General features: G+C 68.8%; 8 protein-coding genes. 3 read left to right on the top strand and 5 right to left on the bottom strand.

Annotation, left to right across the window (positions count from 1 at the left end; genetic code table 11):
• The first annotated feature begins 294 nt into the window (after positions 1–294).
• Positions 295–1,221, top strand: coding sequence for a hypothetical protein (locus VFU06_02805; protein HEU5208319.1), 927 nt, complete (start codon positions 295–297; stop codon positions 1,219–1,221).
• 25 nt (positions 1,222–1,246) lie between these two features.
• Here VFU06_02805 and VFU06_02800 read toward each other — a convergent pair whose 3' ends face one another.
• Positions 1,247–3,205, bottom strand: a complete 1,959-nt coding sequence (locus VFU06_02800; protein ID HEU5208318.1) for a hypothetical protein — start codon at positions 3,203–3,205, stop codon at positions 1,247–1,249.
• 246 nt (positions 3,206–3,451) lie between these two features.
• Here VFU06_02800 and VFU06_02795 point away from each other — a divergent pair, with 246 nt between their 5' ends.
• Positions 3,452–6,286, top strand: a complete 2,835-nt coding sequence (locus tag VFU06_02795; GenBank protein HEU5208317.1) for an insulinase family protein — start codon at positions 3,452–3,454, stop codon at positions 6,284–6,286.
• A 312-nt stretch (positions 6,287–6,598) separates the two neighbouring features.
• On the opposite strand, the gene VFU06_02790 is transcribed toward VFU06_02795, so the two are convergent.
• A complete protein-coding gene (locus VFU06_02790; GenBank protein ID HEU5208316.1) occupies positions 6,599–8,503 on the bottom strand; it encodes a glycoside hydrolase family 9 protein in 1,905 nt (634 codons plus the stop codon).
• A gap of 85 nt (positions 8,504–8,588) precedes the next feature.
• A complete protein-coding gene (locus VFU06_02785) occupies positions 8,589–9,113 on the bottom strand; it encodes a DinB family protein (protein HEU5208315.1) in 525 nt (174 codons plus the stop codon).
• A gap of 156 nt (positions 9,114–9,269) precedes the next feature.
• Between VFU06_02785 and VFU06_02780 the strand changes: the two genes are divergently transcribed.
• Entirely contained in the window at positions 9,270–9,707 is a 438-nt protein-coding gene (locus VFU06_02780) for a PilZ domain-containing protein (protein ID HEU5208314.1), read from the top strand.
• Here VFU06_02780 and VFU06_02775 read toward each other — a convergent pair.
• On the bottom strand, positions 9,680–10,357 hold the full coding sequence (locus VFU06_02775; protein ID HEU5208313.1) for an SdpI family protein: 678 nt from the start codon (positions 10,355–10,357) through the stop codon (positions 9,680–9,682). The genes VFU06_02780 and VFU06_02775 overlap by 28 nt on opposite strands.
• Positions 10,354–10,629, bottom strand: a complete 276-nt coding sequence (locus tag VFU06_02770; GenBank protein HEU5208312.1) for an autorepressor SdpR family transcription factor — start codon at positions 10,627–10,629, stop codon at positions 10,354–10,356. Before VFU06_02770 ends, VFU06_02775 begins: the two co-directional genes overlap by 4 nt.
• Between the last annotated feature and the right edge of the window lie 630 nt (positions 10,630–11,259).

The raw sequence follows: 11,259 nt of genomic DNA, 5'->3' as shown, positions 1-11,259 counted from the left end.
CGTCAGCTCCCGCTCCACGAACGCGCTCGTATCCGCGTACGCCGGTGGCTGCCAGCCGCCGGTTCCCTGCCCCGCGACGTCGCCGGCGCCCGCCCCGATCACCATCGCCCCGCCGAGTACCGCACAGATCCTCCTCATCCGCGCCTCCACATTTAGATGTATTTCTAAATGTCAACCGGGGAGGGGGTGCGGTCAAGTCCGCTGCGGTGGGGTGCGCCGGGAAGCGGGCGCGGATAGAATTGCGCGCCGGCCCTGGACTCTGACACCAACCGCCCGACCAACGGAGCCACGACGATGCGACGTCTTTCCGGCGCCTGCCTGCTCGTGCTGGCGACCGCCCTTTGCAGTGCGACATCCGCGAGCGGGCAGGAGCGCTACGGCATGCGTCTGCTGGAGCTGCCCGCGAGTGCGCGCGCGCTCGCACTCGGCAACGCGTTTCCGGGCGGCCCGGCCGACTCCGATGCGCTCTTCCATGCGCCCGCGTTCAGCAGCACACTGCGCGGGTTCGCGCTGGGCGGTGCGTGGTGGTCGCCGGAGGCCATGGCGCTGTCGGTGTCGGGTGCGGGCGAATGGTGGGGTGGGGCGCTGGCGGGCGGGTTGCAGACGCTGGAGTACCAGGGCGACGTCGCCTACGACGATCCGCGCGCGGCGGAAGCCCTGCTCGGTGCAACGGGTGCGCAGCGGATCAGCGAGCGCGTAGCCACGATCGGTTATGCGCACCGCGTATGGAAGCTGGAGCTGTCCGTCGCCGCGAAGCTGCTGGACCTGCGTACAGGCGCGGCGAGCGTGCGCGGCCCCGCCTTCGACGTCGGCATCGGACGCGCGGTGGGCCCGGTGCGGCTGGTGGTCGCGGGACAGCACCTCGGTCCGCGCCTGCAGGGCGACGCCCTGGACCTTGCCCTCCCCGCGCGTGCTTCGTTGTCGGCCGCCACGGCCCGCACCGTGGCTGTCGGGCCGCTGGACCTGAGCGCCGCCGCGACCGTGGCAGTGCGGGAGGACGGCACCGTGCTGCCCGGCGGCGGCATCGAGATCGGCTACTGGCCTGTGGTTGGCCGGACCTTCCTGCTGCGCGCGGGGCTGCGCGATCCCGAAGGCGGAACCACCCCGTTCACGCTCGGCGCCGGCTTTGCCGGCGACCGTATCGCGCTGGACTACGCCTATGCCCCGTACGAGGACGCGCCCACGTCACGCGTACACCGGTTCGCGATACGCTTGCGCTGACGTTCGCGGAAGGCGTGGTTGCCCGTTATCGGGTGCCTGCCAGCGGCGCCCGCAGGAACGCAGGATCCGGTCGACCGAAGCCGATATCGTCGACAATGACGGTTCCGGCCGGTGCGACGTCGAACACGAAGCGCACCTCGCGCAGCGTGCGCGCATCCACACCCTGCAGGTCGGCGAGCGGGATCACGTACGTCTGCAGGACCATCTCGCTGTCGGACGCGAAACGTTCTTCCCAGTCTCCGCGGCGGTAGACGCGAATCGACAGCGGCCGCCGTACCGGCCCGTAGGCCGACAGTGCGACGCGCGCCGTTGCGCCGGACGCATCCGCGACTTCGATGGTGAGGTCCACCGGCGGCAGCTCGTCATCGTCGCCACGTGGTGAGCGCGACCGGGACGATGCGCCGCGCCGGGCAGCGCCCCTGTCCGGCCCCCTGATCGAGTCTGCTGCAGCCGTATCCGGATCCGCCCGCGGCGCGGGCATGTCCCGGGTCGGCATCAGCAGGAACTGCAGTGTCGCATTCCCGTCGAGCGCCCAGTCCGCCGCGAGTGTTTCCGGCAGCGTAACCACGTAGCGGGCGGGCGGTCCCGAACGCGTCGTGTCGTCGCCGGCGATGCGGTTGTTCCAGCCGAGCGTCACCGCATAGTTCTGCATGGTGGTGCCCTCGGCGGCGCTGTTGGCGGAGCGCATCTGCAGCCCACCTTCCTTCCACGTCGCCATGGAGTCGGCGCGCAGCGTCACGCCCGGCGCGGAGCCGGTCGTGACATCGATATCGTCATCGAAGCGCGCGAGCGGTCGGAACGTGCCCTCCTGGAAGCGCGTGATGTACATCGTCGGTGGCAGCCAGTCACCGGCGACGCGGTGGTCACGGAAGAGCGGGAGGTAGCGGTCGTCGTCGCGCAGCGTTGCTTCCAGGAACGCGGAGACGAACACTTCGGCGAAGCGACGCTGCTCCGCCGCGGGCAGCAGGCCGCGCAGGTCGAGGATCCGGCCGCTGCGCGGTCCGCTGTCATGTGCGCCCCATACCGTGTTCCACTGCCCGTGGTTCGCGCGGTAGACGTACACCGCCGACTTGAAGTCGTCCGCCCCGAGCTCGACGCGCTGGTACTGGCGCAGCCCGGCGAAGTTGGTGACATCGCCGTCGTGCGAGCCATGAAAGACCAGGTAGCTGACGTCGCTCACCGGGACGTAGCGATCCGCGGGCTTGTACTGGCCGTCCACGGGTGCGATCGCGACCAGCGAGCGGATGCCGAAGTCGAAGTCGAACTCGACGCTGGCGTCGTCCGGGTAATGCGCGAGCCGGTTGAATGCCGCCGCATGTCCTACCGCTTCGCCGCCCCGCGAATGGCCGATCAGGGCGATGCGCTCCATGTCGACCTTGCCGTGGAACGGGCTGCCGGTGCTGTCGTTGAAGGTGCGCCAGAGCGCGAGGTGCTGGAGCAGCATCCAGCCGCGCGCGTCATTCTCGTTGCGGATCGAGCCGTTCAGGAAGTTCTGGTCGATGGAGGCGAGAATGAACCCGCGACTGGCGAGGAGGTTACCGAGGTAGTCGTAGCCGGGATCGGAGAAATCCTTCATGTCGTGATTCCCGTGCACCACGAGCACCAGCGGAAACGGTCCTTCCCCGTCCGGATACCAGACGCGCGCGTTGCGCGGAAACTCCTTTGGCGTGAAGCCCCAGTAGCGGTTGCGCGAGCCCGCGGCGTCACCGAGCGATACCAGCTTCGACGCGTCGACGCTGCTCGTGCGGATCGTCACGGAGTCGCGGTACTCCGGCCGCCGACGGTCCTCCCCGCTGCCGTAGTACAGCGTACGCACGGCAAACGGCCCACGCTGCCCAGGATCCGGCGCATCGATGGTGTGACGCGCGAGGACAGCGGGCGCGTCGCTCGGCGCCAGCTCGAGCGAGCCGCGGCAGCCGGTGGCGCTCGCGCAAGCCGCGAGGAGCGTGAGCGCGCGTGTCGTCGACGGGTGGTGGATTCGCATGGCTTCAGTGCGACGGTGAGGGGCGGCCTGCGGGGGAGCAGGCGACGCCGCGAAGCTGCCGCCCGGGCGCGGGTAGCGCAAGCGTGTGCCTCCGGACCCGGCGTCGATGGGCGTCGCCTCGCGGCCGCTCCCGGGATTCCGGCAAGGTGCGTGGCGGGCATCGCGCGACTGCGGCCGACGCGGCAGGTGGTACCATCCGTGCCGTTGCGTGTATAGTCCCGCTCGTCTCACATGTCCGGAGGATCCATGCGACGTCCCGTCATTTCGTTGCCGTTCTTCCTCGCACTTGCCCTGCTCTTCCCCGTGCCGGTCGCGCGTGCACAGGCGCCCGCGGAGTTCACATCGTCGTCACCGGCCGACACGCTGCCCCTGGACCCGGCCGTGCGCACCGGTACGCTGGCGAACGGGATGCGCTACTACATCCGGGCGAACGCGCGCCCCGAGGAGCGGGCCGAGCTGCGCCTCGTGGTCAACGCGGGCTCCGTGCTCGAGACGGACGCGCAGCTCGGGCTTGCGCACTTTGTCGAGCACATGGCGTTCAACGGGACGGAACGCTTCGAGAAGCAGGCGATCATCGACTACCTCGAAAGCATCGGCATGCGCTTCGGCGCAGACCTGAACGCGTACACGTCTTTCGACGAGACCGTGTACATGCTCACGGTGCCGACCGACAGCGGCGATTTCCTGCGGCAGGGGTTCCGCATCCTGGGCGACTGGGCGCATGCCGTCACGATGGACACGGCGGAAGTACGCAAGGAGCGCGGTGTCGTCATCGAGGAATGGCGGCTCGGACAGGGCTCTGCCGAGCGCATGCGCCAGCAGATCTTCCCCGTCCTCTTCGCCGGGTCTGCATACGGCGAGCGGCTGCCGATCGGCACTCGCGAAAGCCTGGAGTCCTTCGATCCTGCGGAACTGCGCGCCTTCTACGAGAGCTGGTACCGCCCGGACCTGATGGCGGTGATCGCGGTCGGTGACTTCGACGCGGGCACGGTCGAGACGATGCTGCGCGAGGAGCTGGGCAGGGTGCCACCGACACCTCGGGCTGCCGAGCGCCCGGCACACGCGCTCACCGCACCGGACAGCACGCGCGTGGTGATCGCCACGGATGTCGAGGCGACGAACACGCGGGTCGAGGTCTACTGGCTGCGGCCGTCGCGCGAGACCAACAGCGAGGCAGCCTTCCGCGACGACCTGGTGGCGTCGCTGTACAATGCGATGCTGAACGCGCGCTTTGCGGAGCTCGCGCAGTCCGCGGATCCGCCGTTCGTCGGCGCCGCGTCGCAAACCGGCGCGTTCGTGCGTGCCGCGGATGCGTACGTGCTCGCCGCAATCGTGCCGGACACCGGCGTGGTGCGCGGCCTGGAAGCGCTGCTCACGGAAGCCACCCGGGTTGCGCGGCACGGCTTCACCGCAACGGAGCTGGAGCGTGCGCGCGCGAACCTGCTGCGCAGCTACGAGCTGGCACATGCGGAGCGCGAAAAGACCAGTTCCGCGACCTATGCCGCGGAGTACGCGCGCCACTTCCTGGAGGGCGAGCCTGCGCCCGGCATCGAGTGGGAGTACCGGCAGGTGCAGGCGATCCTCCCGGCGGTCACGCTCGCCGACGTGAACGCCGTTGCGGGCGACTGGCTGAGCCAGCCGGGTCGGACGATCGTCGTGCAGATGCCGGAGAAGCAGGGGCTCGAGCCGCCGGGCGCGCACGAACTGCGCGCAATCGAAACGCGCGTCGGCGCAGCACAGATCGCCGCATGGGACGACGACGCCGTGGCCGAGCCGCTGCTGCCGCGCCTGCCGGACGCCGGCCGCGTCGTCGCGACACGCACGCTCGACGGCATCGGCGTGACCGAGTGGATCCTGGCCAACGGGATCCGCGTGCTGGTCAAGCCCACGGACTTCCGGGACGACGAGGTCCTGTTCAGCGGGGTCAGCCTGGGCGGCACCTCGCACGCGCCGACCGAGGAGCTGCTGTCGGCGTCACTGGCTGCACCGGCCGTGCAGACCATGGGCTTCGGCGCGTTCAGCGCGACACAGCTGCAGAAGGCGCTTGCGGGCAAGGCCGTGTCGGTTTCGCCCGGCGTCGGCGGCACGACCGAGGAGATCCGCGGCGCCGCCGCGCCCAGCGACATGGAAACGGCACTGCAGCTCGTGCACCTCGTGTTCACGGCGCCACGCGTCGACAGCACCGCGTTCCTGTCACTGCGCGAGCGCATGCAGGCGGTGCTCGCGAACCAGGCAGCATCGCCGCAGGCGGCGTTCGGCGACACCCTCGCGCGCACGCTCACGCAGAACCATCCGCGCAACGTCCGCATCGATACGACCACGATACGCGACTGGTCGCTCGACGAGTCGCTCGCCTTCTACCGCGAGCGCTTCGCGGACGCCGACGACTTCGCGTTCACCTTCGTGGGCACGATCGACACCGCCGCACTGCGCCCCCTCGTGGAGCAGTACCTTGGATCCCTGCCCACCCGCCCCGGTGCGGAGCAGGTGATCGACCACGGCGTGCGACCGCCGGACGGCGTCATCGAAAAGGTCGTGCGGAAGGGACTCGAGCCGCAGGCGATGACCCGCATCGTATTCACCGGCCCATTCGAGTACGACGAGCGCAACCGCCACCTGCTCCGCTCCCTCGCCGACGTTCTCGAGATCCGGCTCCGCGACGAGCTGCGCGAGGAGCGCGGCGGCACCTACGGCGTGAGCGTCGGCGCCGGCTACTCGCACACGCCCTGGGAGAACTACTCCGTCACCCTCGGCTTCGGCGCGTCACCCGACTCGCTCGACACGCTCGCGGCCGCCGCGCTCGCAGAGATCGTCCGGCTGCAGCAGGAGCCACCCACCGCCGAGACCGTGCAGCACGTGCAGGAGATCCAGCGGCGCGAGCTCCAGGAGGGGCTGCGCCAGAACGGCTACTGGCTGTCCAACCTGTCCGCTCGCCTGCTGACGGGTGAGGAGCCGATCTCTCCGGAGCGCCAGCGCGCACTCATCGATGCACTGACAGCGGAGGCGATCAGCGAAGCGGCGCGGCAGTACCTGTCGCTGGAGCGATACGTGAGGGTGTCGCTGTTTCCGGAGGGATCGTGATTTTGTTTCACCGCTGAGGCGCGGAGGGCGCTGAGTTTTTTCGCACAGAGGTCACAGCGGACACTGAGTGCATGTTCGTTGTCATGCGTAACCTCTTCGCATGAGCCACATGCTTTTTTGTATTGTGCTTCGCGGCCGGCATCGTGAATCGCAATTCGTCACCTGCACGGCATCGGAAAGCAACTACAAAAAGGGGATGTCGTCAGCAGCGAAGCTGACAAATGACGCCGGCTCCGACTCAGTGTCCGCTGTGACCTCTGTGCGAAAAAACTCAGCGCCCTCCGCGCCTCAGCGGTGAAACCAAAACAAGTCTCAGCGTCGACCGTAAGCCGACAGCAGATACGTCAGATTCCCCGTACCATCCATGATCGGCTCATTCGTCGAGTAGTCGCCGAAGTCGTCGTGAAACACGATGAAGCCCGTGTTGAACGGCGCGTACTCGTCCGGATCGAGCAGCCGGATGTACATCAGGTTCTCGTAGATCGAGCGGTACACCGGCCCGTCCAGCAGTCCGCCGAGCTGCGTCTCGACGCCGAGCTGCCGGGCGATGATGGAGTGCGGGTCGCGCGAGGTGCGGCCGTCGGCGGGAAAGCCGATGACCATCGACACGCCCCAGGGGTTCACGCCGAACAGCCAGTCTACGGCGGCTGCCTCCAGCTCGCGGTAGCGCTCGTCGCCGGTCATGGTGCGGTACAGGTACGCGTGCGTGGCGAACGAGGCCATCAGGTTGTTGGAGCACCAGATGAACGGGATGCCGACACGGAACGCGTTGTTCGACGCCCGCGCCCGGATCGCTTCGAGGCCGCGCGCGTAGTAGCCGGCCAGGTGCTGAACCGTGCCCGGCGCGGCGTCGCGCGCGGCACGCCAGAGCTCGTAGTGCCCGTGGTTGTGCCAGGGGAAGAACTCGTAGTGGCGCGCGGTGTCACGGCCCATCCAGGGGGTGACGGGCTCGGCGGCGGCGTACTCCAGCGCCTCGGTGCGGTACCGCTCCTCGCCCGTGAGCGCGTAGAGCTGCGCGGCACCGTGCTCCATGTCGTCGACCCAGTTCGCCTCCTCGTAGAAGTAGGGCGCCGCGCCGGGGGCGGTCTGGCACGCGCCACGGTAGCGACGGCCCAGCTCGTAGGCTGCCTCCGCCTTGCGTGCAAGCGTGTCGGCGAACGCACGGTCCCGTTCGGCGAAGAGCTGCGCACCGAGCGCCATCGCCGATGCGAACTTGCCCGCCGTGGAGGCGTAGCCGTCCGCGCGGTTCCTGTGCTGCAGCAGTCCCTGCGGCTTGCCGGTGCACGGGTAGACCGGCCGGTAGCCGCCCCTGCCCCAGCCGTAATCCGACGAATCCGTGGTCGGCAGGTCCGGGAAGTTATGATCGCGGTCGTCCGCTAGCTGGTTCAGCAGCAGGTCGTCTTCCGGGTACATCTTCACCAGCCACTCGAGCCCCCAGCGCGCCTCGTCCAGCGCGTCGGTGACACCGTTCGCGCCCGGCAGCCCCGCCGCGTCGAACAGGTCGCCGAACGCATCGGCGTGGTCCCGGTGTGCGAGCAGCATCATCACGGTCGCGTGTGCGGACGTCGTCACGTACTGCAGGTAGTCCGCCGCATCCGCCCAACCGCCCGCAACCGGGATGAATTCACCCGCACGCGTCGGATGATCGACGAGAATGCCGTCCGTGTGCTGGTGCACGGAGTCGCGAAACAGCGGATTGAACAGGGAGCGCTGCTGCCGCATGTAGTACAGCAGCGTGTCCGCCGCCCCGGCGTAAACGTCCGCCCCGACCTCGAAGACGCGAGATGCGAGGTCGCCGGAGACGACACGGTATTCGCCGGGCTGATCCAGGGCGCTGAAATCGAGCCGGTGGGTTGCGGCACAGCCGGCGAACTCCCCGCCGGGCTCGGCGCGGGCCGGGCCGAACACCGTGCGCCCGGCAGCGTCGACCACCTGGAACGACGCCAGCTCCACGGGTGCCAGGGAGCACGCCACGGCGACCTTGGGTGCTCCGGGCATGTAGCCGAGCTGGTTCACACGGAGGAACGTGACCGAATCGGTCCGCACCCCGTCCGGCGCGGCCATGGATGCCGCACTGGCCCCGGCGTCGTCGGTCGGGCGCGCGCCGGACGACGCGGCGCAACCGGTGAGCAGGGGCATGCCGAGCGAGAGCAGGACAGCGGGCAGCAGGCGGCGCACGGCGTGCGCGGCGGCAACCGGAAGAACGGGGCGCTCCACGTCGTTGTCTCCGTGAGTATGGGCGTCACTGCGATGAGGCGGGCGGAACGTCGGGAGAGTGCGGCCGAAGGGCAGTGCGCGCAACTCACGCGCGCATCCGGACGGGCCGCCATTCCGGCCGCGGCTTGCCCAGCCACACCCAGGCAATGAAGTCCACGAGCGGCGGCTTCGCACCCAGCTCCCGCAGGCGCGTGAGCAGCTGCCCCCTGTGGTGCGCGGAGTGCAGCGCAACCTGCTGGAACGTCTCGGCCAGCGTGGCACCGTAGCGCTGCGGGTACTGTTCACCGAGCTCCGAAGCCCACGGAAAGCTCACCGCCCGTGTCAGCGCGCCGGCCGTAAGACGCTCGAGATAGCCCGCAATGGTCTCGTGCTGCGCGCGTCCCCAGTCGTACACGTCCTCGAGCTTCGGCAAGGAATCAGCATCCGGCAGGGCCAGCGGCTCGCGCTTCCAGATCGTGACGTACGCGTTCTGCACCACGTGGATGTGCACGAGGAGCTTGCGCACGCGATCGTCGTCGTGCGCGACGGGAGCGCCGAGCACGCAGCGCCAGGCGAGCGCATCCGCCCACCCCATGTGAGCCATCAGCTGCTGGACGTCGGTGAGATCCATCGGCACGCTCCGGCTGCGTTGAGACAGCGGGTCTGCCGCCACTGCGGTAAGGTAAGATTCGACCGCCCCGGCCGGCGATCAAGAGCGGGCTGGTGTGCGCGACGCGCGCGAACGCATCTTGCTACGGCGATGCCGCCCCCTGCCACGGAGGCCCTGGTGCACGATTCCGAGACCCATCGCGACACACGACGCCGCTTCATCCGCCACACGGCCGATGTGCCCATCGAGATCCGCAGCGTTGCCGGCCAGTCGCCGCACACTCGTACCGGTGTCGACGTCAGCGTCGGCGGCCTGTCCTTCCTGTCCGACGACGTCCTGCCGATCGGCTCCCTCGTCGAGGTCCGCATCGACTACGTGCAGCCGCCATTCTCGGCACGGGCCCAGGTGGTATGGGCTCGCCGCGAGGACGGCAGCTGCCGTGTCGGTGTCCAGTTCCTCGACGAGAACGATGCGTTCCGCGCCCGCATGGTCGAGCAGGTGTGCGCCATCGAGCAGTACCGGAGACAGGTCGCCGCGGAAGGACGCTCACTCACCAGGGAGGCCGCAGCGCGCGAATGGATCGAGCGCTACGGCAGTCGATTCCCCGCAGCCTGACCCGGGTCAGGCGGGCCGCGCTGCTCCCGGCGCCAGTCGAACCACGACCAGACCGCCGGCACCAGCGCGCTCACCCCGATCGCCACCATCACCAGGTACAAGCGCCACTCCGACGGCAGCAGAAGTCCCGAAAGCACGATCAGCCCTCCCAGCACGAACGTGCGCCCGGCCAGGCGGTGCGTCGAACGCCAGACCCGCTCGCTGGAAAGCGTCCAGGGCGTCCGCACCCCCATCCACCAGTTCGAGCGCACACGCGGCAGCACATTCCCCAGCACCAGCAGCAGCACACCGAAACTGATGATCATGATCACGTCCACGGCCGGCAGCGGCCACTCCAGCGCCGCGCCGATCGTCATCACGTGCACCACCGCCATGATCAGGATCGTCAGATTCACGATCAGCCAGAACGTGGGCTCGAATCGCTCGTAATTCGGCGCCCGCGGGTCCACACGCCGCAGTCCCTGCATCAGCAGCCAGACCAGCAGCGAGATGCCCGGCGGCACGAGCACGATCCACCGGCTCGACCAGTCGTCCACCTCCCCCTGCGCGTTCCAGTGCGAGGGCACCTCCGCCGGCAGCCGCGGAAACGCCCACAGCGCCAGCAGAACCATCGCAGCGATCAGCAGCGGACCCGCCCATTTCCGCTTCACCGCTCACCTCCCACACCAAAGAACTCCAGCATCTCCTCCAGCAGCTCCTGGAAAACGGTCGAGTCCAGCGAGTACACGATGCTCCGCCCCTCCCGCTCCGCCTGCACCAGCCCCGCCTCCTTCAGCACCGACAGGTGATGCGACGTCGACGCCGCCGTGATCGGGAACAACGCCCCGATCTCGCCCGCCGTCATGTCGCGCTCCCGCAGCCGCCGCAGAATCTCCCTGCGCGTCGGATCCGCCAGCGCCCGCATCGTATCGTCCAGACCCATGGCATCCCACATTTAGATATTTGTCTAATAATAGGAAGTCACGGCGGCCGCGGTCAAGGACGGGCGGGTGGAAAGCGCGGGGAGTCTGGCCACGAGGTCGTGGCCGTGCGTCAGGTGCTGATGGGACGGGGGCGCGGAGGGAGCGGCGCGGGAGCCGGCTGTGCGGAAAGGGCCGGGCGCACATCGTTGCGGTGCTCCGGATCGGCACACGGTGTCGCCGAATCTCTGGGTGTGGCTGCTGCCGACTGCAGGAGCAGGGGTGTAGCCTGGCTGGCATTACGCAGGTCCCTGCCGGTCGCGCCGAAGCTGAAGCCGGCAAACGACCCGGCAAGCAGGACCACGGTGGCGACGAGCAGAGCAGCACTCGTTCTGTCGGTTGATCGAGCCATCTCCATATCTCCGCGGGAAGGGTCCAGCACCTCTCAGACGATTGCCCCACTCCCATTGGAACGTGGAAAGGCCTCTGCGAGTTGCACGCCCGTTTCGAGTTGCTGCATAACATGATGTCGGATAACGACTTCGGGTTTTCCCCGCATTCTCGCCGGGCGGGCGCGAGTCGCATTCGCGGGACGGATTCGTCCCGGCAGCGGTGCAGACCGGGAACCGCGCCGTGCGACTCCGGCGCACCGC

This window comes from Longimicrobiales bacterium, assembly GCA_035764935.1.
Lineage (GTDB): Bacteria > Gemmatimonadota > Gemmatimonadetes > Longimicrobiales > RSA9 > DASTYK01.
This window is presented reverse-complemented; position numbering and strand designations above follow the sequence as displayed.

Bases quoted from the DNA above. Each gene is read 5' to 3' on its own strand.
- VFU06_02800 (HEU5208318.1), bottom strand. From the start codon at position 3,205: ATGCGAATCCACCACCCGTCGACGACACGCGCGCTCACGCTCCTCGCG.
- VFU06_02795 (HEU5208317.1), top strand. From the start codon at position 3,452: ATGCGACGTCCCGTCATTTCGTTGCCGTTCTTCCTCGCACTTGCCCTG.
- VFU06_02785 (HEU5208315.1), bottom strand. From the start codon at position 9,113: ATGGATCTCACCGACGTCCAGCAGCTGATGGCTCACATGGGGTGGGCG.
- VFU06_02770 (HEU5208312.1), bottom strand. From the start codon at position 10,629: ATGGGTCTGGACGATACGATGCGGGCGCTGGCGGATCCGACGCGCAGG.
- VFU06_02805 (HEU5208319.1), top strand. From the start codon at position 295: ATGCGACGTCTTTCCGGCGCCTGCCTGCTCGTGCTGGCGACCGCCCTT.